Here is a 24,703-nt window from a genome sequence, read left to right as displayed (position 1 = left end):
ACGGGCGTCTTTGTGGGGGCCTGACCACGGGAACAATTCAGGGGCGGAACGAGGGGGGGTGGGGGGGGGGGGGGGGGGGGGGGGGGAGATGGTTGGCTTTCCTGCCCGCCCCCCCCTCGCGGCCTTCCCGGCGTCCCGGCTCCGGTCACGGCCGGCGACCCACCGCCCGATATGCCCGTAAGGTGAGGTTCGCCGGACAGCCCCGCGCCCGAACGGGTAGGGTGGAACCGCGTCAATGACACGCTAAGAATCTGGGTGCGCCGGGAAGTCTGGTCGGCAACTGCAACAGCCGTACACAGTTGCCGAAATGGCCGGAGGTTCCCGCGTGAGCGCGTCCACCAACCGTCGTCCGATGTTTCTCGGACGCATGCCGCTGCCCGAGCGGAACTTCCTCGCGGACGCGCTGCGCACCGAAACCGTCGGCGGCATCCTGCTCCTCGTCGCCGCCGTCGCCGCCCTGATCTGGGCCAACACCCTCAGCGGCAGTTACGAGGCGCTGCGCGACTTCCACCTCGGCCCCGCCTGGCTCGGGCTGGACCTCTCGCTCCAGCACTGGGCCGCCAACGGCCTGCTGGCCGTCTTCTTCTTCGTCGCCGGCATCGAGCTCAAGCGTGAACTGGTCGCCGGCCAACTGCGCGACCCCAAGGCCGCCGCCCTCCCCGTGAGCGCCGCGCTCTGCGGGATGGTGACGCCCGCGCTCGTCTACGTCGTCGTCACCACCCTCGGCGGCGGCTCGTCGCAGGGCTGGGCGGTCCCCACCGCCACCGACATCGCCTTCGCGCTGGCCGTCCTCGCCGTCATCGGCACGTCGTTGCCGTCCGCGCTGCGCGCGTTCCTGCTCACCCTCGCGGTCGTCGACGACCTCTTCGCCATCCTGATCATCGCCGTCTTCTTCACCTCGCAGATCAACTTCCTGGCCCTCGGCCTCGCCTTCGCCGGCCTCGCGGTGTTCTACCTGCTGCTGCGCAAGGGCGTCCGCGGCTGGTACGTCTACGTTCCGCTGGCCCTGGTCATCTGGGCCCTGATGGAGAACAGCGGGGTGCACGCCACCATCGCGGGCGTCGCCATGGGCCTGATGCTGCGCTGCACCCGCCGCGACGGCGAGCGGCACTCCCCCGGCGAACACATCGAGCACCTCGTCCGCCCGCTGTCGGCCGGCTTCGCCGTACCGGTCTTCGCCCTCTTCTCCGCCGGCGTCTCCCTCTCCGGCGGCGCCGTCCACGCGGTCTTCACCCGGCCCGAGACGCTCGGTGTCGTCCTGGGCCTGGTCGTGGGCAAGGCGCTCGGCATCTTCGCCGGCACCTGGGCCACCGCCCGCTTCACCAAGGCGACGCTCAACCCGGACCTGAAGTGGCCGGACGTCTTCGCCGTCGCCTCTCTGGCCGGCATCGGCTTCACCGTCTCCCTGCTCATCGGCGAACTCGCCTTCACCGAGGACCTCACGCTCACCGCCGAGATCAAGGCGGCGGTGCTGATCGGCTCGCTGCTCGCCGCCGTCCTCGCGGGCACCCTGCTCAAGCTGCGCAACAACAAGTACCGCGAGCTGTACGAGGAAGAGGAACGGGACGAGGACCAGGACGGCATCCCCGACATCTACGAACGCGACAACCCCGAATACCACCTGCGGATGGCCGCGATCCACGAAGCGAAGGCCGCCGAACACCGCCGCCTTGCCGAAGTGGCCGCCGGCACGGACGCCGGGGACGATGGTCCGGCATGATCTGAGAGGCTTGCACATCCGGGTGACGACAAGAGGGAGACGGCGATGAGCGCAGCCGACGACGGCAGGGACCGCAGCCTCGGGCAACTGGTGGCCACGGCCACCGCCGAGATGTCCGCACTGGTGCACGACGAGATCGCCCTGGCCAAGGCCGAACTGCGCCAGGACGCCAAGCGGGCGGGCATCGGCAGCGCGGCCTTCATGGCGGCCGGTGCGCTGGGCCTGTTCGCCCTGCCGGTGCTGAGCTTCGCGGCGGCCTACGGCATCCACAACCTCGGCCTCGGCCTCGCCTGGTCCTTCCTGATCGTGGGCGGCGCGTTCCTGGTCCTCGCCGGCCTTCTGGTGGCCGTCGCCCTCGTCAAGCTCAAGAAGATCAAGAAGCCGGAGAGGTCCATGAACTCGGCCCGGCAGACCGCGGCCGTACTCCAAAAGGCCAAGCCGCACCCGCGCGTGACGGCCGCGGACCACCCGGTCCTGGAGTCTGTGACACGCTCATCGGTATGACAGCCCCCGACAGCACCACCTCGGTCGTACAGCTCGACGGGCCCTGGTCGCACCGCGATGTCGCCGCCAACGGCGCGCGCTTCCACATCGCCGAGATGGGCGACGGCCCCCTGGTGCTGCTGCTGCACGGCTTTCCGCAGTTCTGGTGGACCTGGCGCCACCAACTGCCCGCGCTCGCCGACGCCGGCTTCCGCGCCGTCGCGATGGACCTGCGGGGCGTCGGCGGCAGCGACCGCACCCCCCGCGGCTACGACCCGGCGAACCTCGCCCTCGACATCACCGGCGTCATCCGGTCCCTGGGCGAGTCGGACGCCGCGCTCGTCGGGCACGACCTGGGCGGCTACCTGGCCTGGACGGCGGCCGTCATGCGCCCCAAGCTGGTGCGCCGGCTCGCGGTGTCCTCGATGCCGCACCCGCGGCGCTGGCGCTCGGCGATGCTCGCCGACGTCCGGCAGAGCAGGCGCAGTTCGCACATCTGGAACTTCCAGCGCCCCTGGCTGCCCGAGCGCGCTCTGACGGCGGACGACGCGGCGCTGGTCGGCCGCATGATCCGCGACTGGTCCGGACCGCGGCCCCCTCAGGACGACGCCGTCGGCGTCTACCGGCGGGCGATGAGCATTCCCTCGACGGCGCACTGCTCGATCGAGCCGTACCGCTGGATGGTGCGCTCGATGGCGCGTCCGGACGGAATCCAGTTCAACCGGCGGATGAAGATGCCGGTGCGCGTCCCGACGCTGCATCTGCACGGGTCGCTCGATCCGGTGATGAGCACCCGCAGCGCCGCCGGTTCCGGGGAGTACGTCGAGGCGCCGTACCGCTGGCGGCTGTTCGACGGGCTCGGCCACTTCCCGCACGAAGAGGACCCGGTGGCCTTCTCCACCGAACTGATCAACTGGCTCAAGGACCCCGAACCGGACCGGTGACGCGGCGCCCCCGGCGTGGACCGGCGGCTCGCGAAGCGCCCCGAAGACGTACCCGAACATACGTCCGACGAACGGCCACTTGCCTGGCGCATAGGCCAATTGGCGGCCCCCCAGGCGGTTACGGACCTTGGGGCCCGGGCAGAGACGTGGGTATGGGCTGGACGCACGACTACCGTGACGTGGCACGCAACCGCCGCAGCAGCGCCGCTGCGGTCGGCACTCAGGACAGGGGCGCTCCGGATCTCAGGTCCGGCGGCTCCCCCGATCCGGCGCACCCCCCGATGGGCATTCCGCTCATCCTGCGCCGCAGAGCGCGCTGGATGAGCGCGCGCCTGCGCCATCCCCGCGGCTGAGCCGCCGCCCGCCTCTCAGATCGCGCAGCCCTGGCTGTCGACCTCCCGCTCGGCCGTGCGCCCCTTGGTCACGTCCTCGCGGACCTCGTCGGCGGTCAGCGCGTAGCCGGTCTGGGAGTCGTCCAGCGACTTCGCGAACACCACGCCGTAGACCTCACCCTTGGGGGTGAGCAGCGGGCCACCGGAGTTGCCCTGCCGCACCGTGGCGTAGAGGGAGTACACATCGCGCCCGACCGTGCCGCGGTGGTAGATGTCCGGGCCGTTGGCCTGGATGCGGCCGCGGATCCGGGCGGGGCGGACGTCGTAGCCGCCGTCCTCGGGGAAGCCGGCGACGATGGCGCTGTCGCCGCTGCGCGCGTCCGGGGCGGCGAACCGCAGTGCGGGGGCGCGGAGCGAGGGGACGTCCAGCACGGCGATATCGCGCTCCCAGTCGTAGAGCACGACCCTGGCGTCGTAGCGGCGCCCCTCGCCGCCCACCTGGACGGTCGGTTCGTCGACGCCGCCGACGACGTGGGCGTTGGTCATCACGCGGTGGCGGCCGAAGACGAAGCCGCTGCCTTCGAGGACCTTGCCGCAGCCGGGTGCCGTGCCGACGACCTTGACGATGCTGCGCTGGGCGCGCGCCGTCACCGGGCTCGTGGCGAGCCGCGGGTCCGGCGCCGGGACGGAGGTGATCGGCTCGTTGGAGAACGGTGTGAAGACCTGCGGGAAGCCGTTCTGCGCCAGGACCGAGGAAAAGTCGGCGAACCAGGTGCTGGCCTGTGGAGGCATCACCCGGGACACGCCCAGCAGCACCTTGGAGTTACGGACCTCCTTGCCCAGCGTCGGCAGGGACGTGCCGGCCAGCGCGGAGCCGATCAGCCAGGCGACGAGCAGCATCGCCAGCACGTTGACCAGCGCGCCGCCGGTCGCGTCCAGCGCCCTGGCCGGGGACCAGGTGATGTGACGGCGCAGCTTGTTGCCCAGGTGGGTGGTGAGCGCCTGGCCCACGGACGCGCACACGATCACGATGGCCACGGCGGCGATGGCCGCGAAGGTGCCGGGCGTCGCGTCGTCGGTGATCTCGTTCCAGATCACGGGCAGCAGATAGACCGCGATCAGGCCGCCTCCGAGGAAGCCGATCACGGACAGGATGCCGACGACGAAACCTTGCCGATAGCCGATGATCGCGAACCACACGGCCGCGACCAGCAGCAAGATGTCCAGGACGTTCACGCCCGACACCGTCTCACGAGCGCCAGTCGAGTGGGACCTGCTTGTCACGGTCCCACGGAATCTCCCACCCCGCGTAATGCAGCAGCCGGTCGATGACGCCCGCCGTAAAGCCCCATACCAGGGCATCCTCCACGAGGAAGGCGGGGCCGACGTGGCCGCTGGGGTGACGCGTCGTCACGCGGTGTGCCGGGTCCGTGAGATCCGCCACGGGAACGGTGAACACCCGGGCGGTCTCCGCCTGGTCCACCGCGCCGACCGGGCTCGGCTCGCGCCACCAGCCCAGGACGGGCGTGACGACGAAGCCGCTGACGGGGATGTAGAGCCGCGGCAGCACGCCGAAGACCTGGACGCCCGAGGGATCGAGTCCGGTCTCTTCCTGGGCCTCGCGCAGCGCGGCCCGCACCGGGCCCTGCCCTTCGGGATCACCGTCCGCCGCGTCCAGGGCGCCACCGGGGAAGGAGGGCTGGCCGGCGTGCGAGCGCAGGGTGCCGGCCCGCTCCATGAGCAGCAGCTCGGGGCCGCGCGGGCCGTGCCCGAAGAGGATCAGCACCGCGGACTGCCGGCCGCCGCTCTCCGGCGGCAGGAAGCGGCTGAGCTGGCGCGGCTCGATCGTCAGAGCCGCGCGGGCCACCGGGGCCAGCCACTCGGGCAGGCCGTCGGCCGTGACCGCGACCCTTCGGTCGAACGCCGTCTCGCCGCGGGGATCGGTCATCTCGCCGTACTGCTCCCGTGCACTCGTCATACGCGCCCCCTCAGGCCCTGGCTGGAATGGTCGGTCCCCCGGTGGCTCGCCCGCGCCCGCACCGCGGCTCGCGTCATGGGGCCGCCATCGGGGGCGCGGGCTGTCCCGGATAGTCGGGCGGCGGCTTCAGCCGCTGGCCCGGCCGGCCCCCCAGCTCGTACTTGAGCAGCTTCTTCGCCTTCTCCGGGTCGGTCTCGCCCTCGCCGTAGGACGGGCAGAGCGGGGCGATGGCGCAGGCGCCGCAGGCCGGCTTGCGGGAGTGGCAGACGCGGCGGCCGTGGAAGACGACGCGGTGCGAGAGCATCGTCCACTCGGTCTTGGGGAAGATCGCGGCGACATCCGCCTCGACCTTCTCCGCGTCCTCCTGGGTGGTCCAGCCGAAACGGCGCGCGAGGCGGCCGAAGTGGGTGTCGACGGTGATGCCGGGGACACCGAAGGCGTTGCCCAGGACGACGTTGGCGGTCTTGCGGCCGACACCGGGGAGCGTGACGAGATCTTCCAGCCGGCCCGGCACCTCGCCGCCGAAGCGGTCGCGCAGCGCGGTGGACAGGCCGATCAGCGCCTTGGTCTTGGCCCGGAAGAAACCGGTCGGGCGGATCAGCTCCTCCAGCCGCTCCGGGTCCATCGCGGCCATGTCCTCGGGCGTCGGGCAGACCGCGAACAGGCCCGGGGTGGTCTGGTTGACCCGAAGGTCGGTGGTCTGCGCGGACAGCACCGTCGCGACCAGCAGCTCGAAGGGGTTGGTGAAGTCCAGCTCCGGGTGGGCGTACGGATACAGCTCGGCCAGCTCGCGGTTGATCCTCCGGGCCCGCCGGACCATGGCGGCCCGCGACTCGGGCTTGCGGGCGGGGGCCTTCTTGGCTGCGGTCTTCTTCGTGACGGTCTTCTTGGCGGCGGTCTTCTTCGGGGCGGTCTTCTTGGCCGCCGCCGGCTTCTCGGGGTTTTCGTTCACGGCGGCCTTCTTTCCTGCCGGGCTGCTGTCCGGCGGAGTCCTGTCCACGGTCGTGTCCACGGGCACGTCCGCCGCGCCGCCGCCGACTGAGATCTCGGCCACCGCGGGCTTGCGCGGGGCGATCTTCGCGGTAGCGTCCTTCGCGGTCGGGTCCGTCGCCGGCGGTCCCGACGCGCCGGGATCCCGCTCCGCCACCCTTCGGGCGGACATCACCCTGGAGGGCGATTTGTTACTTTTATCCGCATCCGCCGCGTTGGTGTACGGGTGTTCGCCCACAGCGGAATCGCGCCTCGCGCTCACTCGCTCAGCCCCCATTCCCGTGCTCTCACCGGCGTATTGGACACTCGGCCAGACTAAGGCCACCCACTGACATCCGACTCGATCACTGTGATTCGTGACCCCAATCGGCCCCCTGCCGTATGGCTCGGGCCACGGGTCCGGCAAACTTGTGATTGATCGCACTGTTTTGCATTCCGGCATGATGGGGACCACAGTCCCCCGGAGCATGTCGACAAGGAGAGATCTCGTGGACGACGTTCTGCGGCGCGCACCGCTCTTCGCGGCGCTCGATGACGAGCAGGCGGCCGAGCTGCGCGCCTCAATGGGAGAGGTCACGCTCGCCCGCGGCGACGCCCTGTTCCACGAAGGGGACCCCGGCGACCGCCTGTACGTGGTCACCGAGGGCAAGGTGAAGCTGCACCGCACTTCCCCGGACGGCCGCGAGAACATGCTCGCCGTCCTCGGCCCCGGCGAGCTCATCGGTGAGCTCTCCCTCTTCGACCCGGGCCCGCGCACGGCCACCGCCTCGGCCCTCACCGAGGTCAAGCTGCTCGGCCTGGGCCACGGCGACCTTCAGCCCTGGCTGAACGCCCGCCCGGAGGTGGCCACGGCCCTGCTGCGCGCGGTCGCCCGCCGACTGCGCAAGACCAACGACCAGATGTCCGACCTGGTCTTCTCGGATGTCCCGGGCCGCGTCGCGCGCGCCCTGCTGGACCTCTCGCGCCGCTTCGGCGTGCAGTCCGAGGAGGGCATCCACGTCGTGCACGACCTGACGCAGGAGGAGCTCGCCCAGCTTGTGGGCGCCTCCCGCGAGACGGTCAACAAGGCACTCGCGGACTTCGCCGGCCGCGGCTGGCTGCGCCTGGAGGCGCGCGCCGTGATCCTGCTGGACGTCGAACGCCTGGCCAAGCGCTCGCGCTGACCCCGGGCCCCGCGCCCACCCGTAGTGACCGAAGGGCCCCGCTCCGGCGGGGCCCTTCGCTTGCCCCGCCACCCCCGCCACCCCCGCACAATTCGCTCGCCGTCCGGCGACCCGCCCGCCACAGTGGCGCCATGCGCGACACCACACCCGACGGCTTGCCCTCGGGCACCGGCCTGGACGACGACGGCTACCTCCTCCGCGAGGGGGCGCTCGACCGCGTCCCGGCGACCTTCGCGCCCGTCGTCGCGGCACTGCGCGCCCACCTCGCCGACCACTTCGGCCCGGACCGCCTCACCAGCACCTACCTCTACGGCAGCGTCCCGCGTGGCACGGCCGTCCCCGGCCGCTCGGACCTGGACGTGCTGCTCGCGCCGCGTACCAGCCCGACCGCCGCCGACCACGCCGCCGCCCGCGCCGTGGAGGAGGCCCTGGACGCCGCCTTCCCGCAGATCGACGGCGCCGGGATCCTCCTCGTCGGCGTCGAACGGCTGCTGAGCGAGCGGGAGCGCTACGACCTGGGATGGTTCGTCGCCTGCCTGTGCACGCCGCTGGCGGGCCCGGACCTCGCCGAGCGGCTGCCCCGGTACCGCCCCACCTCGCTCCTGGCCCGCGAGACCAACGGCGACCTCTTCCGCCTGCTGCCCGGCCTGCGGGAGAGGGCCGCCACGGTCCGCTCCGCCGCCGAGCGGCACCGGCTGACCCGGTCCGTGGCCCGCAAACTCGTCCGCACCGGGTGCACGCTCGTCATGCCGCGCTGGGGTGGCTGGACGAGCGATCTCGACGCCTCCGCCGAAGTGTTCGGCCGCTACTACCCGGCGCACGCCCGCCAGATGCGCGCGGCGGCGCGTGCGGCCCGTACGCCCGGCGCGGATCCCGCCCTGCTCGACGAGCTGCTCACCGGCCTCGCGCCCTGGCTGGCGGACGAGTACCTGGCCGTCCACGGGCCGAAGGCACCCCGCCCGTAGGAGGAGCGGGGCGCCAGCCCTGGCGGTGTCCGTGCGGACCCGCCCGCCCGTGCCCCGGCCGGACCGCCCGTGCCCCGGCGGGCCCCTTCCCGGACGGCTCAGATCAGCCCGTGCTCGCCCAGATAGTCGAGCTGCGCCCGGACGGACAGCTCGGCGGCCGGCCACAGGGACCGGTCGACGTCCGCGTAGACGCTGGCGACGACCTCGGCGGGCGTGCGATGGCCGGATTCGACCGCCGTCTCCACCTGGGCGAGCCGGTTGGCGCGGTGCGCCAGGTAGAACTCCACCGCTCCCTGGGCGTCGTTCAGCACCGGCCCGTGGCCCGGCAGAACCGTCGAGACGCCGTCGTCCACGGTGAGGGAGCGCAGTCGGCGCAGCGAGTCCAGGTAGTCGCCCAGCCGCCCGTCGGGGTGCGCGACCAATGTGGTGCCGCGGCCCAGGATCGTGTCGCCGGTCAGCACGGCGCCGTCGGCCGGAAGGTGGAACGACAACGAGTCGGCGGTGTGCCCCGGGGTCGGCACCACGCACAGTTCCAGCCCGCCGGTGGTGATGACCTCGCCGGCCGCGAGCCCCTCGCCGCCGAGCCGCAGCGCCGGATCCAGCGCCCGTACGGCCGTACGGGTCAGCTCGGCGAACCGTGCCGCGCCGGCCGCGTGGTCGGGGTGACCGTGGGTCAGCAGGGTCAGCGCGACGCGTTTGCCGGCCCGTTCGGCGGTGTCGACGACGGCCTGGAGGTGGGACTCGTCGAGCGGCCCGGGGTCGATGACGACCGCGAGGTCGGAGTCCGGCTCGGCGAGGATCCAGGTGTTGGTCCCGTCCAGCGTCATCGCCGACGGGTTCGGTGCCAGCACGCAGTACGCACGCGCCGTGGCGCGGCCCGCGATGACGCCGCCGCGGGGCTGGCCGGGGAGGGCTGCTGCTTCGGTCATGCGGGGGTCCCTCCCGGGGCGCCGGTGGTGCCGGACAGGCCGTCAGGTGCGGCGGGGGTGCCGTCCCCGGGGCCGTCGTCCGTCGGTGCGATGTACTTGGTGAACTCGTCGTGGCCCGGCCAGCTCAGCACGATCCGGCCGTCCACGAGCTCGGCGCGGGCCAGTACGGGCGTCAGGTCCTGGGCCGGCGCGGCGGCCAGTGCCCCGGCGGCGGTGTCGTACTCCTGGAGGCGGCGCAGCGTCGCGATGGTCGGCGGCATCATCAGCAGCTCACCGCGGTCGTAGCCGGCGGCGGCCTCCCCCGGGCGGATCCACACGGCGCGGTCGGCCTCCGTGGAGGCGTTGCGGGTGCGCTGGCCCTCGGGGAGCGCGGCGACGAAGAACCAGGTGTCGTAGCGCCGCGGTTCGAACTCCGGGGTGATCCAGCGGGCCCACGCGCCGAGCAGGTCCGAGCGCAGGATCAGCCCGCGCCGCCCCAGGAACTCGGCGAACGATAGTTCGTGGGCGACCAGCGCCGCCCGGTCCGCCTCCCAGTCCTCACCGGTGGTGTCGGCGACGACCGTGTCGGGCGAACCGCCGGCGAGCAGGACACCGGCCTCTTCGAAGGTCTCGCGGACCGCCGCGCAGACGATGGCCTGCGCGGCCGCCGGGTCGACGCCCATCCGGACGGCCCACTGGGTGCGCGACGGCCCGGCCCAGGCGACCGGCGCCTCGTCCCGGGGGTCGACGGAGCCGCCCGGATAGGCGTACGCGCCCCCGGCGAAGGCCATGGAGGCGCGTCTGCGCAGCATGTGGACGGCGGGGCCGCCCTCGTCGGCGGCCGCCGCGGTGGAGCCGGGGGGCGCGTCCCGCAGCAGCAGGACGGTGGCGGCCCGCCGGGGCGTGGCCGGGGTCACCTCGCCGTTCGCGAGCGCCCGGATGCGGGCGGGCCATTCCGGCGGATACCACTGGCCATTGGTCGTCGACGACATGGCCGGATGCTATGCGCTCACGGGCGGATGTTCGAGGGGCCCTCCGGCCCAGATCGGGACCATGGGTCCTTATGGGCCACGGCCCGGGCCCGGTGCCGGTCCGGCCGCCGTCCGACGGCCGGTCCACCCGGCCGGTCCACCCGGCCGTTCTAGCGACCCGCTAGTCCGCGACCTCGACCTGGATCTCGACCTCGACGGGCGAGTCGAGCGGCAGGACCGTCACGCCCACCGCGGACCGGGCGTGCACGCCCTTGTCGCCCAGGATCTCGCCCAGCAGCTCGCTGGCGCCGTTGACGACCCCCGGCTGACCGGTGAAGTCCGGCGCGGAGGCCACGAAGCCGACGACCTTGACGACCCGCTGGATCTTGTCCAGGTCGCCGAGCACCGACTTCACGGCGGCCAGCGCGTTCAGCGCGCAGGTCGCGGCGAGTTCCTTGGCCCGCTCGGGGCTGACCTCGGCGCCGACCTTGCCGGTGGCCGGCAGGGCGCCGTCCACCATCGGCAGTTGGCCGGCGGTGAAGACGTAACTGCCCGAGCGCACCGCGGGCTGGTAGGCGGCCAGCGGCGGCACGACCTGGGGCAGTTTCAGGCCGAGCTCGGCGATCTTCTCCTCGATCGCGCTCACGCCTGCTTCTCCCGCTTGAGGTAGGCCACCAACTGCTCGGGGTTGTTCGGACCCGGAACGACCTGGACGAGCTCCCAGCCGTCCTCGCCCCAGGTGTCCAGAATCTGCTTCGTCGCGTGCACGAGCAGCGGTACGGTCGCGTATTCCCACTTGGTCATGGGCCGAGCGTAATACCTGTCCAGGTCGGCCGGGCACGGCCCCCGCCGCGCCCGGCCCCTTCCCCTAGGGGAGATCCCCGGCCCCGTCCCTGAGACCCTCCCGGCAGAACCTGGGGGTCTACCGGGCCCATCCCGTGCGTAGGCGCGACGCGGACTGGTTAGGCTCCTTGGCGTGAGCAGGCTCCATGTCGTCAGCGGCAAGGGCGGCACCGGCAAGACCACGGTCGCCGCTGCCCTCGCCCTCGCCCTGGCCACCGAGGGACGACGCACCCTCCTGGTCGAGGTCGAGGGCCGGCAGGGCATCGCCCAGTTGTTCGAGACCGAAGCGCTTCCCTACGAGGAACGCAAAATCGCCGTGGCCCCAGGGGGCGGTGAGGTGCACGCCCTGGCCATCGACGCCGAGCGCGCCCTCCTGGACTACCTCCAGATGTTCTACAAACTCGGCAGCGCCGGCCGGGCCCTGAAAAAGCTCGGCGCGATCGACTTCGCCACGACCATCGCGCCCGGCCTGCGCGACGTGCTGCTGACCGGCAAGGCGTGCGAGGCGGTGCGCCGCAAGGACAAGAGCGGCCGGTTCGTCTACGACGCCATCGTCATGGACGCCCCGCCGACCGGCCGCATCACCCGCTTCTTGAACGTCAACGACGAGGTGGCCGGGCTGGCGAAGATCGGCCCGATCCACAATCAGGCGCAGGCGGTGATGCGCGTCCTGAAGTCCCCCGAGACCGCGGTGCATCTGGTGACCCTCCTGGAGGAGATGCCGGTCCAGGAGACCGCGGACGGTGTCGTGGAGCTGCGCGCCGCCGGGCTCCCGGTGGGCGGCGTCGTCATCAACATGACCCGCCCGGCCGTGCTGGACACCGGCGACCTCGACATCGCGGCCCGGGGCGCCCGTACGGGCATCGCCAAGGCGCTGTCCGGGGCCGGGCTGGGCGGCGCCCGCCGCGGCGGCCTGGCGGAGCGGCTGATCGACCCGCTGCTTGAGCAGGCCCGCGAACACGCCGAACGGGTCGATCTGGAGCGCGCCCAGCACGCCGAGCTGACCGCCCTCGGCCTGCCCACCTATGAATTGGAGCTGCTCCCCGAGGGAGTGGACCTCGCCGGGCTCTACCGCCTGGCGAGAGACCTGCGGAAACAGGGGCCCATATGACCTCGGACGACACCACGCTGGATGCCTCGGCCCCCTGGCTCGAGGTCGACGCGCTGATCGACGACCCGCGCACCCGCATCGTGGTGTGCTGCGGCTCGGGCGGCGTCGGCAAGACCACGACCGCCGCGGCGCTGGGCGTACGCGCCGCCGAGCGCGGCCGCAAGGCCGTCGTGCTGACCATCGACCCCGCCAGGCGGCTCGCGCAGTCGATGGGGATCTCCGAGCTCGACAACGTCCCCCGGCGGGTCAAGGGCGTGGACGAGAGCGCGGGCGGCGAACTGCACGCGATGATGCTGGACATGAAGCGCACCTTCGACGAGATCGTCGAGGGGCACGCCGACGCCGACCGGGCCCGCGCGATCCTGGAGAACCCCTTCTACCAGTCCCTGTCGGCCGGTTTCGCGGGCACGCAGGAGTACATGGCCATGGAGAAGCTCGGCCAGCTCCGCGCCAGCGACGAGTGGGACCTGATCATCGTCGACACCCCGCCGAGCCGTTCCGCGCTGGACTTCCTGGACGCACCCAAGCGCCTCGGCTCCTTCCTGGACGGCAAGTTCATCCGCATCCTGATGGCGCCGGCCAAGGTCGGCGGGCGGGCCGGCATGAAGTTCCTCAATGTCGGCATGTCGATGATGACCGGCACTCTCAGCAAACTGATGGGCGGCCAACTCCTGCGGGACGTCCAGACGTTCGTAGCCGCGATGGACACCATGTTCGGCGGCTTCCGCACCCGCGCGGACGCCACCTACCGGCTGCTCCAGGCGCCCGGTACGGCCTTCCTCGTGGTGGCCGCGCCGGAGCGGGACGCGCTGCGCGAGGCGGCGTACTTCGTCGAGCGGCTGGCCGCCGAGCGGATGCCGCTGGCCGGCCTGGTGCTGAACAGGGTGCACGGCAGCGGCGCGGCCCAACTCAGCGCCGAGCGCGCCCTGGCGGCGGCGGAAACCCTGACGGACCGCATGGCGGAGGACACCGGCGCGGACGCCGAGGCGGCTGCCGACGAGCGCGCCGACGAGGCCGTTCGCACGGGCAGGGCAGCGGCCGTGGAAGCGGACGTGGAGACGGAAATGGATGCCTCCACCGCCGCTGCCGAAAATCTTGAACCGGCGGGCATTGTGGATCTCGGCGGCGGGAAAGCTGGACTACAGACCGCCGGTGGCCTCTCCCCCGTCGCCGCGGCGGAGCACCTCGCATCCCCTCCGGCCTCGGCGGCGCAACTCGCCGCCGGGCTGCTCCGATTGCACGCCGAACGCATGCAGGTCCTCGCGCGCGAACGCCGCACCCGGGACCGCTTCACCGCACTGCACCCCGAGGTCCCGGTGACGGAGGTCGCCGCGCTGCCCGGCGACGTCCACGACCTGGCCGGCCTGCGCGCGATCGGCGACCGCCTCGCCCTCGGCCCGGCCGTCCCCGAGGACGAAAGCTGACCCGACGACCGCTGCTCTGACGACCGCTGACCCGACGGCTGACCACAGCGCCGGGTGCACCGACCCGAACCACAGCCGTATGCCCTCACCACAGCCACCACAGCCGGAGGCCCCGAACCGCAGCCGTAGGCCCACACCGCCCTAGGCCGCGAGCGCTGCCGCAGGCAGGCCCAGCGGACGTAGGCAGGACCGACCGAAGAGCTGTTCACAGGGCAGGCCACAGCCGCCGGCCGCATCGGCGGACGCGGCGCCACACCCTGCCGTCCCATGGCGCCCGCTCGAAGCGGTTTTCCCGAAGCGGCTCTACTCGAAGGGGCTCTACTCGAAGCGGCGTCACTCGGAGCGCCCTGCCCGGAACGCCCCGCTCCGCTCGTCCGGCTAGCCGACCGCGGCGTACTCGTCGAAGACCTCTTCCTCACAGCCCACCGGCAGGACGCCCGTGCTGTGCTCGTATTCCGTGCGCGCTGTCTCCAGCAGCCGACGCCATGACGTGACGGTCGGGCGGCGGCGCAGCAGCGCCCTCCGCTCCCGCTCTGTCATGCCGCCCCAGACGCCGAACTCCACGCGGTTGTCCAGGGCATCGGCCAGGCACTCCGTGCGCACCGGACATCCGGTGCACACCGCCTTGGCACGGTTTTGTGCCGCCCCCTGAACGAACAGTTCGTCCGGATCAGTGGTGCGGCAGGCTGCCTGTGCGCTCCAGTCGGTTACCCAGCTCATGCTGGCGCCGTCCTCTCCCGAATCGAGGCTCCCCCACGGCGGCAAACGGCATATTCACCGTTGCCAGTTGAGGACGTTACGGAAGGCGGGCAGGGCGCAACACCCCCTTCGGGCCCAATCTTGAATGGCCCGAACGGACTATGCGTACGCGGCAGATCACCCAACGGAGTGACCCGACGGCATCCGTCACTTTCCTCACAAGGAGGACAGTTCGCCGCCGCCACATGGGGTTTCGGCTGACGGACAGGAGCGGGAGAGACATGGTCCGCAGGGGGAGAGGGGCTTGACGAACCGGGGCGTAACCATTCGGTTGAGGCAGGTGTGAACAGGCTAAGCGAACAGGTGCGCCCCTGTCCGGCGATTGAGAACGTAGGCTGCCCTTATGCCTAAGAAGCGCGACGGCGGGGGCCCTACCAAGACCCAGCAGGCCGCCAAGTTCCTCGGTGTCAGCGTCCTCGCCGGGGCGGTGCTCGCCGGCCTCGCGCTTCCCGCCGCGGGGGCTCTCGGCCTCGTGGCGAAGGGATCCGTCGAGGGCTTCGACGACATTCCCGCGAACCTCAAGACGCCGCCGCTCAGCCAGCGCACCACCATCCTGGACGCCGGCGGCGGCGAGATCGCGAAGGTCTACTCCCGCGACCGCACGGTCATCGGCCTGAAGGACATGTCGCCGTACATACGGAAGGCGATCGTCGCGATCGAGGACGCGCGCTTCTACGAGCACGGCGCGATCGACTTGAAGGGCATCCTGCGGGCGGTCAACAAGAACGCCCGCAGCGGCGGCGTCTCCGAGGGCGCCTCGACGCTGACGCAGCAGTACGTGAAGAACGTCTTCGTCGAGGAGGCGGGCAACGACGCGGACAAGATCGCGCAGGCCACTCAGCAGACCATCGGCCGCAAGATCAAGGAACTGAAGTACGCGATCCAGGTGGAGCAGGAGCTCGGCAAGCGCAAGATCCTGCAGAACTACCTCAACATCACCTTCTTCGGGCAGCAGGCGTACGGCGTCGAGGCGGCCTCCCAGCGGTACTTCAGCAAGCACGCCAAGGACCTGAGGCTGGAGGAGGCGGCCCTGCTGGCCGGCCTCGTCCAGTCGCCGAGCCGCTACGACCCGGTCAGCGCCCCCCAGGAAGCCACCCGGCGGCGCAACACCGTGCTCCGGCGGATGGCCGACGTCAAGGACATCACCCGCGCGCAGGCCGAAGCGGCCGCCCGTAAGCCCATCGAACTGTCGGTCAGCCGCCCGAAGAACGGCTGCATCACCGCCACCACCGGCGCCGGCTTCTTCTGCGACTACGTCCGCGAGGTGTTCCTCGACGACAAGGCGTTCGGCAAGACCCGCAAGGTCCGCTCCCACCGCTGGAACCAGGGCGGGATGACGATCCGCACCACCCTCGATCCGCAGACGCAGAAGTCCATCCAGGCGTCGATCGGCAAGCACGTCTACAAGGACGATCCGGTCGCCAGCGCCGCGACCATCGTCGAGCCGGGCACCGGCAAGATCCTCGGCATGGGCCAGTCCCGCCCCTACGGCTTCCGCGAGAACCAGACCACGATCAACCTGTCGGTGGACAGCAACATGGGCGGCGGCGCCGGCTACCAGCCCGGGTCGACCTTCAAGCCGGTCATCGCGGCGGCGGCGCTGGAGCAGGGCACCAGCCCGTACCAGCGGTATTCGTCGCCGTACCGGATGCCGTACCCGAGCCCCGTCCGGACCTGCGACGGCGAGTGGCAGGGCACGGAGACCACCCAGAACGAGAACAAGCGGGAGGTCGGCCCCTACGGCATGAAGGAGGCGACCGCGAAGTCGGTCAACACCTACTTCGTGCAACTGATCAGCGACATGGGCATCTGCCCGGCGGTCAAGATGGCCCAGCGCATGGGCATCGAGCGGGCCGACGGCAAGAAGCTGCAGGAGGTCCCCTCCATGACGCTCGGCGTGCAGGAGATGTCACCGCTGACGATGGCCGCCGGCTACGCCTCCTTCGCCGACGGCGGCCGGTACTGCTCCCCCGTCGCCATCGAGTCGATCACCGATCCGCAGGGCAAGGAGATGACCGTCCCGCGCTCCAGTTGCCGGCGCGCGATGTCGCAGAAGACCGCGGAGACGATCAACACCCTCCTCAAGGGCGTCGTCGAGGACGGCACCGGCAAGCAGGCCGGGCTCCGCGGACGCGACAGCGCCGGCAAGACGGGCACCAGCGACAGCCGCTACGCCGCCTGGTTCGTGGGCTACACCCCGAACGCGGCCGGCGCCGTCTGGGTCGGCGACCCGCGCCACCAGCGCAAGATGTACGACATCAGCATCGGCGGCAGCTACCACGAGAAGGTCTACGGCGCCGACACGCCGGGCCCCATCTGGCGCGACGCGATGACCGGCGCCCTCGCCGGCCGCCCCTCACCGGCGCTGCCCACCGTCCCGATCGACGATCCGAAGAAGGACACCGGCAAGGGCGGGCACAAGGACGGCGACGGCGGGAACGGCGACCAGAAGCCGGGCCGGGGCGGCCACGGCGGCGACAACAAGCCGGGCGGCAAGTGGGACCTTCCCGACTTCCCCGACATCCTGGGTGGGGGCAACGGGGGTTGGTGAGTGATGCGGGAGGGCGAGGCGCGGCCAGGGCGACCGGTCGGCACTCGCCACCCTGCACCGGGGCCGCCCGCCCCTAGCGGCCGGCCGCTAAGAATCCTGACGCGGCACCGGCATACGAACGTGCCCCCCACGCTGCAGACACCGGAGGGGCCCGCAACGTGGAGGGCACAGCAGGGCGCTGGAAGCACCGGAGCCCTGGAGCCCTGGAGGAGGCACCAGCCCCTCGGGGAGAGTCCCCTCAGCCCGCGAGCAGCTTCTTCACCGCCGCGGCGACCCGGCCGCCATCGGCACGCCCCGCCACCTTCGGGTTGACGATCTTCATCACGGCGCCCATCGCCCGCGGGCCCTCGGCCCCGGCACCCTTGGCCTCCGCCACGGCCTCCGCGACCAGGCTCTCCAGCTCCTCGTCCGTCAGCGGCTGGGGGAGGTAGCCGGCGAGCAACTCGCCCTCGGCGCGCTCACGCTCCGCGGACTCGCTCCGGCCGCCCTTGTCGAACGCCTCCGCGGCCTCGCGGCGCTTCTTCGCCTCCCGCGCGATGATCTTCTCGACCTCGGCGTCGGACAGCTCGCGCGCCGCGGTGCCCGAGACCTCCTCCTTCTGGATCGCGGTCAGCGTGAGGCGGAGGGTGGCGGAACGCAGCTCGTCACGCGCCTTGATCGCGGTGGTGAGGTCGTCGTGCAGCTTGGACTTGAGCGTGGTCATACCCCCGAGTATGCCCGCCCCCACCGACAACCGCCGCGCCTTTTCCCCCACCCCCGGCCACCGCCCCCCTGGCCCTCGTACTCCCTCCTCCTCCCTCCTCGCCGGGTCGGGCGCCACTCTGCGACGATGGACGACATGCGCGCGCGATACGGAGTACCTCTGTCCCTGACCGCAGTCGGCGCGGCCGGCCTGGCCTACGCCGCCGGCTTCGAAGTCCGCTCCTTCCGCCTCCGGCGCGTCACCGTGCCCGTGCTGCCCCCCGGTATGCGGCCGTTGCGCGTCCTACAGGTCTCCGATATCCACATGGTCAGCGGGCAGCGCAAGAAGCAGCGCTGGCTGCAGTCCCTCGCCGGCCTGCGCCCCGACTTCGTCATCAACACGGGCGACAACCTCTCCGACACCGAGGGCGTCCCCGAGACCCTGGACGCCCTCGGCCCCCTGATGGAGTTCCCCGGCGCGTACGTCTTCGGCTCCAACGACTACTACGGCCCGAAGCTGCGCAACCCCGCCCGCTATCTGATCGAGAAGGTCCAGGGCCGGCACGGCCTCAACGGAAACGCGCCGGCCGTCGGCGCCGTCCACAACCCTTGGGAAGACCTCCGCGACGCCTTCGACACGGCCGGCTGGGTCGGCCTGTCCAACTCCCGCGGCCGCCTCAAGCTCGACGGCATCGAGATCGCCCTGACCGGCCTGGACGACCCGCACATCAAGCGCGACCGCTACGCCGAGGTGGCCGGCGGCCCGGAATCCGGCGCCGACCTCTCCCTGGCCGTCGTCCACGCCCCGTACCTGCGCTCGCTGGACGCCTTCACCACCGACGGCTACCCGCTGATCCTGGCCGGCCACACCCACGGCGGCCAGTTGTGCGTCCCCTTCTACGGCGCCCTGGTCACCAACTGCGACATCGACACCAACCGCGTCAAGGGCCTCTCCACCCACACCGCCGGCGGCAACACCTCCTACCTCCACGTCTCCGCCGGCTGCGGCACCAACCGCTACACCCCCGTCCGCTTCGCCTGCCCCCCGGAGGCAACCCTGCTGACCCTTACGGGGCGAGGAGAGTAAGGGGGCAGCCGACTCGGACGCCGGGGGCTGGGGCTGGCGAGTGGGGGGCCGGGCATCCGTGGACGACTTCACCGGCTCACGGATTGGGCAGAGGCTGGGCGGACCCGTACGGGGCGGGCCGCCCCCCGTGCCCTGACGCGCCCTGACGCGCCCTACGCAGTGCACCGCACGGTCTGGCCCACCTTGTGCGCGGCACCGCAAGGCCCAGCCCGCCCACTCACCCGCCTCCCCACCCTCGCCCCCACCCTCACCACCCACCTGGCGTGAACAACCGGCCGAAGGGCCGTGCCGCTGCCGGACCCACCCTCCCGGCCCCTACCGTGGAGGGATGTCCGATCCCACCCGGACCTCCCAGTCCACGCGCCACGCGACCGGTCCGGCCGCCGCAGCCGACCGGACCCCGGCAGCAGCCGTCGCCCCCACCGTCCGCCGCCCCCTGGCCGCCGCCTTCCGCGCCCTGATCGCCACGGCCGCCCTCGTCGGCCTCGGGGTGCAAGCCATCGCCTCGCCCGACCTCCCCCTCCCCCACCTCCTCAGCCACTTCACCATTCAGGCGAACACGGCCGCGGCACTCGTCTTCACCTGGTCCGCCCACCGTTCCTGGAGGGGCCGCCGCCCCGTATCCCCCCGCATCACGGGCGCCACCCTCGTCTTCCTCACCCTCGCCGCCCTCATCCACCACACTTCCCTGGCCCACGCCACAACCGCCTTCGCAGTCCCCACCCCCAGCACCGCCCCCTCCGGCACCCCCACCCTCGCGATCCAGCTCCTCACCATCGCCACCCCCCTCGGAGCCCTCGCCGACTGGCTGCTCCTGACGACCCCCCGAGGCTTCCGCCGCTCCTACGCCTGGCAGTGGCCGGCCTACCCCCTCCTCTACCTAGCCCTCACCTTCCTCCCCGACCGACCGCCTCCGGACGCGCTCCCCCTGGCCCTGACCGCCTCCCTCCTCCCCTTGATCACCATCGCGATCGACCAGGTCAGGCCCGCTCCCCGGCTCCACAACAACCGGATTTCGCCTACGGGGATCGGTCCGCTAAAGTAGAGCTCGTTGCTTCGGGGTGTAGCGCAGCTTGGCAGCGCGCTTCGTTCGGGACGAAGAGGTCGTGGGTTCAAATCCCGCCACCCCGACTGGAGAAACAACGAGTCAGGGGCCTGATCCACTCAGTGGGTCAGGCCCCTGACTCGTTCCTGGAGATCGTTTGGAGAAACCCGGGACAAGATCTCGACCGAGGTCTCCCAGCAGACGATCGCCGGAAAGGCGTGGCGCGCGCCTCACGGGGCTGACCGCATCTGCGCGTTCGCAATCCCAGCCGTGAACTCGCCTGCGAGGGCGGCTTGGGGACCAAGACTCAGCCACTCAGGACGCCGCCGGTCCCCGGCCCGGCCAGGGCCCGCGCGGTCCCTGGAGACCGGTACGGGAATCCCAGCCTGGCGGCCGACCGCATCGTCGCTCTCGTACGAATCCACTCGGACGGCGACGCGTGCCCATGATCGAGCGGTCCACGAGCAGAAGCCTTCCTGGCTCGCTTGGGTTCCGAGACATCGACGCGGACGGCTGGATCTGGCAGAACGAAGCGATCCGTTATCCGGCCTCCGGCGGCCGGGAGTACCCGTGGAAGGCGTACATCTGTCTCGCCGAGACGCCCAGGCCCTCCCTCTGGACTCCGGCCTACGCGGCTCGCTCCGCCAAGCCACTGCGCATCGGAGGCCCACAACGCAGCGGGGGATCGCGTCGAACCGTATGAGATATACGAACGCGACCAGTGGAACTGCCAGTTGGGCCCTCACGCCATCGATGCGGCCATGGAGTGGCCAGATTCGGGCACGCAACAAAGCAGCCCAACGGCTATCAGGATGGACAACGCTCATGCTGGGTCATCCGCGTTCGCAGGCGGGCGCATCCGAACCGATACCGGCCCGGCCCTACACGCCGCCTGCCGGCCGGCCCACTGGGGCCGGCCGGCAGGCGGATTCGTGCAAGCACGGCTTGTGCTGCCACCAGCCGCAAAGCCGCAAAGGCCGCTCAGGAGACGTCGGCCGCCGCCGCGTTGGCGAGGGCGAGCAGGTCGGCAGGGGTCTTAGGGCCTGTTGCAGGTTCGGATCATTGGTTTGGGGATTCGCCGGTGCCGGGCGGCTGGGCCTGGTAGTTGTCGAGGGTGCGCGTGGTGATCTCTCGGATGCCGAATGGGAGTTGGTCGAGCCGTTCTTGCCGGTGGGCGAGCGCGGCCCGGTTCCTGACCTGCGGCGGCAGTTCAACGCCGTGATGTGGCGGCTCAGGGTTGGGTGCCCCTGGCGGGGGCGGCGGGGTTCGCGGCGGCGGCGCAGAGCCCGGCTCCGCGCGGCTGAACTGGGCCGTTCCCGGGGCGGGCTGACCACCAAGACCCACCTCGCGGCCGAACGCCGGTGCCGGCCGCTGTCATTCATCGTCACCCCGGGGCAGGCCGCAGACAGCCCTCGCTTCGCCCCGGTGCTGGAGGGCATCAGCGTGCGTGGCCCGGTCGGGCGCCCGCGCACCCGGCCCGGCGCCGTCGCCGCGGACAAGGCGTACTCCTCCCGCGCCAACCTCGCCTACCTGTGGCCACGCCGCATCCGCAGCGTCATCCCGGAGAAGGCCGACCAGGCCGCCAACCGCAAGAAGAAGGGCTCACGTGGTGGCCGCCCAGTCGGTCACGATCCGGCCTTGTACAAGGACCGCAACACCGTCGAACGCTGCATCAACAAGATCAAGGAGTGGCGGGGCCTGGCCACCCGCTACGACAAGACCGCCACCAGTTACCTCGCTGGACTCCACTTACGCGGTGCCGTGATCTGGATCCGCAGCCTCCGTCCAACATGATCCGAACCTGGAACAGGCCCCAAGAGGGCGGGCTCTCCGTGTGATGCGCCATCGAGAGGTCGCGGCCGCAGACTGGTGGCACCCCCGCAATCAGGCTGTGCACCGCTCCCGTGACGAGCGATCACTCCAAGCACTGATGCGCCCGGACCGTAAAGCGAAGGTCATCGGCTCGAATCCGAGAGGGTGCGCTGCGTAGGATCGCTCTAGGCTGTGGCTTCTCGCCACGGGGAGGGTTTTGGTCGACCCTCGTCCCTTCGTCCCGCGAGCCGACTGCGTGAGAACCGCATCGACCGGGACAGATGATCTTCCCGCGGAGGCCCGCCGAGTCCGCGCCACGCCCACCCACACTATGCCTCTGACCAGCGCAGAGGCCCGTTCACGCTGGCGGGGAACTTGTCCGGACCTCATTTGGGGCGAAGAGGTCGTGGGTTCAAATCCCGCCACTCCGGCTGAAGGAAGAAGTCAGGGCCGCTGACTCATGCGAGTCAGCGGCCCTGATGCATTTCTGGATCGGAGCATCGCGAACAGAGCGTATGCCCGCAGACGGCAACCGGCAGATGGCAGTCGCCGGTAGGTTCGTCCGGCGCCGTCCGCGCGGCGGTGGCAGGGACGCCGCCCGTCGGCTGGCGCCATCGGGCCCAGCCGGACGGGCGGGGGGCCGTGCGAGGCCCCCTGGCTACTTGGTGGTGTCCGGCTTTGTGTGCCAGGTGATCGGCTTGGTGCTGTTGCCGTCGCCCTGGAAGACGAGGGAGACCGGCGGGTCGCCCTTGGGGAGCATGTGGATGGAGCACTCGGTCACCGTGGCGCCGGGCTTCACCATCTTGTTGGGGGTGGCGGCGGGGCACTGGGGCACACCGGGGCCACCGATGTCGATCAGGGTCATCTTCCTGATCTGCTGCCCGCCGGCGGTCCTCAGGAGCACACCGTCGTTCATGCTCGGCAGCAGGTCGTACTTGCCGGTGTTCCGGTACTCCATGCGCACGTAGTACGGGACCAGCTTCTTCTCGTCCGCGTCGAGGTCGAAACGGCTCAGGTCGGCGAGGGTGCCGGTCCGAATGCCCTTCGGCGTGACGTGGAGGGACACCGGGTGCTTGTCGACGTCTTCGGTGACGGCCTCGGTGGGCTTGCCCGAGGGCAGCACCGCGCTGGAGGCGCCGCCCTTGGCGCCGTCGATCTCCCAGAGGAGGGTCTCGCCTTCGCCGTCCTTGTAGGAGACGGTGGCCGGCTGCTGGCCCTGGGGGAGCATGAAGATCTGGCAGACCGCCGTGCCGGCACCGGCGGCGAGCTTGTCCTTGCCGCTCTCGCGGCACCCGGCCGGCAGTCCGGAACTGGTGGCGAGCGGGTTGCTCTGGAACAGCGAGACCCGCTTGCCGGCCTGGCCGTCCGCTCCGTTGACCGAGAAGTTCCGCGACGGGTCGGCGCCGCTCAGCGTGGCCTTGCCGGTGTTGGTGTAGGAGAAGGTCAGGTAGTACGGCACCATCCCCTTGAGGTCGTCGTCCAGCCGAATGCGCGCGAGATCGGACTGCGCGCCCCGGGCCAGCCGGGTGGGCGTGAGACGCAGCGGGTGGGCCTTGTCGTCGGTGCCCGTCCAGGTGGCCTGGCGGGGCGTGGCCTTCATCGGCAGCGGCTTCGCGGCGGCGGCCGCCTCGGCGGCACCAGGTGCCTGCTTGGCCGCCGGCCCGCCCGCGCATCCCGCGGCCAGCAGCATGAACGCGCCGGCACTCGCGGCTCCGGCCATACGTATGCGCATTCGTCGCACCCGCACGTGTACCCCCGTTGTTCTGTGCCGCCTGGTTCCCCATGCGGCAGGTGTTAGTGGTGAGTTGGGCCCATAACGGTTACGGCCGGTTCCGGCTGCCGGTCGGGGCTCCGGTATCGGTACCCCTGGCCGCCTGGGCCCGCTGGCCGGACCGGTCCGAAAGGTTAGCGGGCCGGGGGTGGGTGGGGGATGGCGGGTGGTGATGGGCCAGGAGTGGGGTCGGGTGGGCCGGGGCGTGGGGTGGGCCGGGCGGTCGGAGTGCGGTGGGGTGGGTCGGAGGCCCCGGGAGGCGGTGATCGGCCTTCGGCGCGTACGGGGGCGGCTGCCGGGGGACGGCCCGGGCCGCCGTGGTCAGGCCGTGCGGCTCGCCTTCAGGGAGTACATGAGGGGGATGCGGGGGCGGTCGGCGGGGAAGCGGTAGTAGCCGTCGGGCTGGCGGCGTAGGGCGGTGAAGCGCTGGAACATCGTCATGTCGTGTTCGTGCAGGAAGTCGATGCGCAGGCCGGTGCGGGCGAGGGCGGTGACGACGTCGCCGAGGGGGTGCTGCCATTCGACGCTGCGGTTGTTGACCGTCGGGGCGTCGAAGTCCGCGTAGGTGCCGGGGGTCTCATCCACCCAGGCGTCGCGGCTGAAGTAGTCGTGGACGACGCGCGAGCCGGTTTCCTCGTCCAACGCGTCGCACAGCGGGTGGAATTCGGCGAGGTAGAGGAAGCCACCGGGGGCGATGAGGGAGGCGGCGGTCTCGGCCCACAGGACCAGGTCCGGGAGCCAGTTCAGGGCGCCGATGCCCGTGTAGACGATGTCGTAGGAGCTGTCGGGGACGGCTTCGGCTGCGTCGTAGACATCGGCGACGACGAACGACGCGCGGTCCGGGCCGTAGCCGAGTTCGGCGGCCGTCTCGCGCGCGGTCTCGATGGCGGGTTCCGAGAAGTCCAGGCCGACGACGTGGGCGGCACCGCGGTGGGCCCAGGACAGCGTGTCCTGGCCGAAGTGGCACTGGAGGTGGAGGAGCGTACGGCCGGTGACGTCCCCGACCTCCGCGATCTCGAAGTCGCGGATCACGTCCCGCACCCGGCGGAATCCGGCCCGGTCGTAATAATCGCTCGCGCTGTGGATGGGCACTCTCTCGTCCCAGTTCGCGCGGTTGGCCTCTCGCCAGTCGTCGGGGCCGTTGTGTCTTCGCATGCGGCGAAGT

21 protein-coding genes, 1 tRNA gene and 2 pseudogenes are annotated in these 24,703 nt (G+C 71.5%); 13 read left to right on the top strand and 11 right to left on the bottom strand.

Annotation, left to right across the window (positions count from 1 at the left end; all coding sequences use genetic code 11):
* Nucleotides 1-352 precede the first annotated feature (352 nt).
* Genes nhaA through ACZ45Z_RS20270 form a run of 3 tightly spaced genes read left to right on the top strand, consistent with a single transcriptional unit; the run spans nucleotide 353 to nucleotide 3,147 of the window.
* Complete coding sequence (nhaA, locus tag ACZ45Z_RS20280; RefSeq protein ID WP_468364013.1) at nucleotides 353-1,720, top strand: Na+/H+ antiporter NhaA; 1,368 nt, start codon at nucleotides 353-355, stop codon at nucleotides 1,718-1,720.
* 45 nt (nucleotides 1,721-1,765) lie between these two features.
* Nucleotides 1,766-2,224 (top strand): phage holin family protein, encoded by a 459-nt coding sequence (locus ACZ45Z_RS20275; protein ID WP_468364010.1) that lies wholly within the window; start codon nucleotides 1,766-1,768, stop codon nucleotides 2,222-2,224.
* Nucleotides 2,221-3,147, top strand: a complete 927-nt coding sequence (locus tag ACZ45Z_RS20270) for an alpha/beta fold hydrolase (RefSeq protein WP_468364007.1) — start codon at nucleotides 2,221-2,223, stop codon at nucleotides 3,145-3,147. Before ACZ45Z_RS20275 ends, ACZ45Z_RS20270 begins: the two co-directional genes overlap by 4 nt.
* Before the next feature lie 368 nt (nucleotides 3,148-3,515).
* Here the strand turns inward: ACZ45Z_RS20270 and ACZ45Z_RS20265 are convergent, their stop codons facing one another.
* The 3 genes from ACZ45Z_RS20265 to nth all read right to left on the bottom strand — a co-directional run bounded on the left by ACZ45Z_RS20265 (nucleotide 3,516) and on the right by nth (nucleotide 6,457).
* Nucleotides 3,516-4,715 carry a MarP family serine protease gene (locus ACZ45Z_RS20265; RefSeq protein WP_468364005.1) on the bottom strand — a complete coding sequence of 400 codons (1,200 nt, stop codon included), beginning with the start codon at nucleotides 4,713-4,715 and terminating at the stop codon, nucleotides 3,516-3,518.
* Nucleotides 4,716-4,728: 13 nt separating this feature from the next.
* Nucleotides 4,729-5,457 (bottom strand): NUDIX hydrolase, encoded by a 729-nt coding sequence (locus tag ACZ45Z_RS20260; RefSeq protein WP_468364002.1) that lies wholly within the window; start codon nucleotides 5,455-5,457, stop codon nucleotides 4,729-4,731.
* Between the two features lie 73 nt (nucleotides 5,458-5,530).
* Nucleotides 5,531-6,457: an endonuclease III gene (gene nth / locus ACZ45Z_RS20255; protein WP_468364196.1), complete on the bottom strand. Its 927-nt coding sequence runs from the start codon at nucleotides 6,455-6,457 to the stop codon at nucleotides 5,531-5,533.
* 478 nt (nucleotides 6,458-6,935) lie between these two features.
* Between nth and ACZ45Z_RS20250 the strand changes: the two genes are divergently transcribed.
* On the top strand, nucleotides 6,936-7,610 hold the full coding sequence (locus tag ACZ45Z_RS20250; RefSeq protein WP_006604164.1) for a Crp/Fnr family transcriptional regulator: 675 nt from the start codon (nucleotides 6,936-6,938) through the stop codon (nucleotides 7,608-7,610).
* A gap of 131 nt (nucleotides 7,611-7,741) precedes the next feature.
* Nucleotides 7,742-8,575: a nucleotidyltransferase family protein gene (locus ACZ45Z_RS20245; RefSeq protein ID WP_468363998.1), complete on the top strand. Its 834-nt coding sequence runs from the start codon at nucleotides 7,742-7,744 to the stop codon at nucleotides 8,573-8,575.
* 98 nt (nucleotides 8,576-8,673) lie between these two features.
* Here ACZ45Z_RS20245 and ACZ45Z_RS20240 read toward each other — a convergent pair whose 3' ends face one another.
* The 4 genes from ACZ45Z_RS20240 to ACZ45Z_RS20225 form a co-directional block, all read right to left on the bottom strand.
* Nucleotides 8,674-9,504 carry an MBL fold metallo-hydrolase gene (locus ACZ45Z_RS20240; protein ID WP_468363995.1) on the bottom strand — a complete coding sequence of 277 codons (831 nt, stop codon included), beginning with the start codon at nucleotides 9,502-9,504 and terminating at the stop codon, nucleotides 8,674-8,676.
* Nucleotides 9,501-10,475: an NUDIX hydrolase gene (locus ACZ45Z_RS20235; RefSeq protein ID WP_468363993.1), complete on the bottom strand. Its 975-nt coding sequence runs from the start codon at nucleotides 10,473-10,475 to the stop codon at nucleotides 9,501-9,503. Before ACZ45Z_RS20235 ends, ACZ45Z_RS20240 begins: the two co-directional genes overlap by 4 nt.
* 160 nt (nucleotides 10,476-10,635) lie before the next feature.
* On the bottom strand, nucleotides 10,636-11,100 hold the full coding sequence (locus ACZ45Z_RS20230) for a RidA family protein (RefSeq protein ID WP_468363990.1): 465 nt from the start codon (nucleotides 11,098-11,100) through the stop codon (nucleotides 10,636-10,638).
* Entirely contained in the window at nucleotides 11,097-11,258 is a 162-nt protein-coding gene (locus tag ACZ45Z_RS20225) for a DUF4177 domain-containing protein (RefSeq protein WP_003975360.1), read from the bottom strand. Before ACZ45Z_RS20225 ends, ACZ45Z_RS20230 begins: the two co-directional genes overlap by 4 nt.
* 172 nt (nucleotides 11,259-11,430) lie before the next feature.
* Between ACZ45Z_RS20225 and bagA the strand changes: the two genes are divergently transcribed.
* Nucleotides 11,431-12,408 carry an ATPase BagA gene (gene bagA / locus ACZ45Z_RS20220; RefSeq protein WP_468363987.1) on the top strand — a complete coding sequence of 326 codons (978 nt, stop codon included), beginning with the start codon at nucleotides 11,431-11,433 and terminating at the stop codon, nucleotides 12,406-12,408.
* Nucleotides 12,405-13,832, top strand: a complete 1,428-nt coding sequence (bagB, locus tag ACZ45Z_RS20215; protein WP_468363985.1) for an ATPase BagB — start codon at nucleotides 12,405-12,407, stop codon at nucleotides 13,830-13,832. The genes bagA and bagB overlap by 4 nt, the downstream gene beginning before the upstream one ends.
* A 378-nt stretch (nucleotides 13,833-14,210) precedes the next feature.
* Here bagB and ACZ45Z_RS20210 read toward each other — a convergent pair whose 3' ends face one another.
* Nucleotides 14,211-14,552 carry a WhiB family transcriptional regulator gene (locus ACZ45Z_RS20210; RefSeq protein WP_468363983.1) on the bottom strand — a complete coding sequence of 114 codons (342 nt, stop codon included), beginning with the start codon at nucleotides 14,550-14,552 and terminating at the stop codon, nucleotides 14,211-14,213.
* A gap of 382 nt (nucleotides 14,553-14,934) precedes the next feature.
* On the opposite strand from ACZ45Z_RS20210, the gene ACZ45Z_RS20205 reads away from it, so the two are divergent.
* Nucleotides 14,935-17,142 (top strand): transglycosylase domain-containing protein, encoded by a 2,208-nt coding sequence (locus ACZ45Z_RS20205; protein WP_468363980.1) that lies wholly within the window; start codon nucleotides 14,935-14,937, stop codon nucleotides 17,140-17,142.
* Between the two features lie 238 nt (nucleotides 17,143-17,380).
* Here ACZ45Z_RS20205 and ACZ45Z_RS20200 read toward each other — a convergent pair whose 3' ends face one another.
* A complete protein-coding gene (locus tag ACZ45Z_RS20200; RefSeq protein WP_468363977.1) occupies nucleotides 17,381-17,845 on the bottom strand; it encodes a GatB/YqeY domain-containing protein in 465 nt (154 codons plus the stop codon).
* 135 nt (nucleotides 17,846-17,980) lie between these two features.
* Between ACZ45Z_RS20200 and ACZ45Z_RS20195 the strand changes: the two genes are divergently transcribed.
* From ACZ45Z_RS20195 to ACZ45Z_RS20175, 5 genes and pseudogenes are all read left to right on the top strand, one after another.
* The gene (locus tag ACZ45Z_RS20195) at nucleotides 17,981-18,910 is read left to right on the top strand and encodes a metallophosphoesterase (protein ID WP_468363975.1); all 930 of its coding nucleotides are present in this window, start codon (nucleotides 17,981-17,983) and stop codon (nucleotides 18,908-18,910) included.
* Nucleotides 18,911-19,238: 328 nt separating this feature from the next.
* Nucleotides 19,239-19,955 (top strand): Pr6Pr family membrane protein, encoded by a 717-nt coding sequence (locus tag ACZ45Z_RS20190; protein WP_468363973.1) that lies wholly within the window; start codon nucleotides 19,239-19,241, stop codon nucleotides 19,953-19,955.
* A gap of 12 nt (nucleotides 19,956-19,967) precedes the next feature.
* Nucleotides 19,968-20,041, top strand: a tRNA-Pro gene (locus ACZ45Z_RS20185).
* 613 nt (nucleotides 20,042-20,654) lie between these two features.
* A pseudogene (locus ACZ45Z_RS20180) lies at nucleotides 20,655-21,197 on the top strand (transposase); the annotation flags it as partial.
* A gap of 15 nt (nucleotides 21,198-21,212) precedes the next feature.
* A pseudogene (locus tag ACZ45Z_RS20175) lies at nucleotides 21,213-21,749 on the top strand (IS5 family transposase); the annotation flags it as partial.
* Between the two features lie 676 nt (nucleotides 21,750-22,425).
* On the opposite strand, the gene ACZ45Z_RS20170 reads toward ACZ45Z_RS20175, so the two are convergent.
* The gene (locus tag ACZ45Z_RS20170) at nucleotides 22,426-23,499 is read right to left on the bottom strand and encodes a hypothetical protein (protein ID WP_468363970.1); all 1,074 of its coding nucleotides are present in this window, start codon (nucleotides 23,497-23,499) and stop codon (nucleotides 22,426-22,428) included.
* A gap of 360 nt (nucleotides 23,500-23,859) precedes the next feature.
* On the bottom strand, nucleotides 23,860-24,693 hold the full coding sequence (locus tag ACZ45Z_RS20165) for a methyltransferase domain-containing protein (RefSeq protein WP_468363967.1): 834 nt from the start codon (nucleotides 24,691-24,693) through the stop codon (nucleotides 23,860-23,862).
* Nucleotides 24,694-24,703: the final 10 nt, after the last annotated feature.

Source organism: Streptomyces sp. NPDC031210 (assembly GCF_055570395.1).
Note: the sequence above shows the minus strand (reverse complement) of the source record. Positions and strands in the feature narration are given on the sequence as shown.

What these genes read in the sequence shown, in the direction of transcription:
- nhaA (WP_468364013.1), top strand. Translation starts at nt 353, where the DNA reads ATGTTTCTCGGACGCATGCCGCTGCCCGAGCGGAACTTCCTCGCGGAC.
- ACZ45Z_RS20275 (WP_468364010.1), top strand. Translation starts at nt 1,766, where the DNA reads ATGAGCGCAGCCGACGACGGCAGGGACCGCAGCCTCGGGCAACTGGTG.
- ACZ45Z_RS20270 (WP_468364007.1), top strand. Translation starts at nt 2,221, where the DNA reads ATGACAGCCCCCGACAGCACCACCTCGGTCGTACAGCTCGACGGGCCC.
- ACZ45Z_RS20260 (WP_468364002.1), bottom strand. Translation starts at nt 5,457, where the DNA reads ATGACGAGTGCACGGGAGCAGTACGGCGAGATGACCGATCCCCGCGGC.
- ACZ45Z_RS20245 (WP_468363998.1), top strand. Translation starts at nt 7,742, where the DNA reads ATGCGCGACACCACACCCGACGGCTTGCCCTCGGGCACCGGCCTGGAC.
- ACZ45Z_RS20240 (WP_468363995.1), bottom strand. Translation starts at nt 9,504, where the DNA reads ATGACCGAAGCAGCAGCCCTCCCCGGCCAGCCCCGCGGCGGCGTCATC.
- ACZ45Z_RS20235 (WP_468363993.1), bottom strand. Translation starts at nt 10,475, where the DNA reads ATGTCGTCGACGACCAATGGCCAGTGGTATCCGCCGGAATGGCCCGCC.
- ACZ45Z_RS20225 (WP_003975360.1), bottom strand. Translation starts at nt 11,258, where the DNA reads ATGACCAAGTGGGAATACGCGACCGTACCGCTGCTCGTGCACGCGACG.
- bagB (WP_468363985.1), top strand. Translation starts at nt 12,405, where the DNA reads ATGACCTCGGACGACACCACGCTGGATGCCTCGGCCCCCTGGCTCGAG.
- ACZ45Z_RS20210 (WP_468363983.1), bottom strand. Translation starts at nt 14,552, where the DNA reads ATGAGCTGGGTAACCGACTGGAGCGCACAGGCAGCCTGCCGCACCACT.
- ACZ45Z_RS20205 (WP_468363980.1), top strand. Translation starts at nt 14,935, where the DNA reads ATGCCTAAGAAGCGCGACGGCGGGGGCCCTACCAAGACCCAGCAGGCC.
- ACZ45Z_RS20200 (WP_468363977.1), bottom strand. Translation starts at nt 17,845, where the DNA reads ATGACCACGCTCAAGTCCAAGCTGCACGACGACCTCACCACCGCGATC.
- ACZ45Z_RS20195 (WP_468363975.1), top strand. Translation starts at nt 17,981, where the DNA reads ATGCGCGCGCGATACGGAGTACCTCTGTCCCTGACCGCAGTCGGCGCG.
- ACZ45Z_RS20190 (WP_468363973.1), top strand. Translation starts at nt 19,239, where the DNA reads ATGTCCGATCCCACCCGGACCTCCCAGTCCACGCGCCACGCGACCGGT.
- ACZ45Z_RS20170 (WP_468363970.1), bottom strand. Translation starts at nt 23,499, where the DNA reads ATGCGCATACGTATGGCCGGAGCCGCGAGTGCCGGCGCGTTCATGCTG.
- ACZ45Z_RS20165 (WP_468363967.1), bottom strand. Translation starts at nt 24,693, where the DNA reads ATGCGAAGACACAACGGCCCCGACGACTGGCGAGAGGCCAACCGCGCG.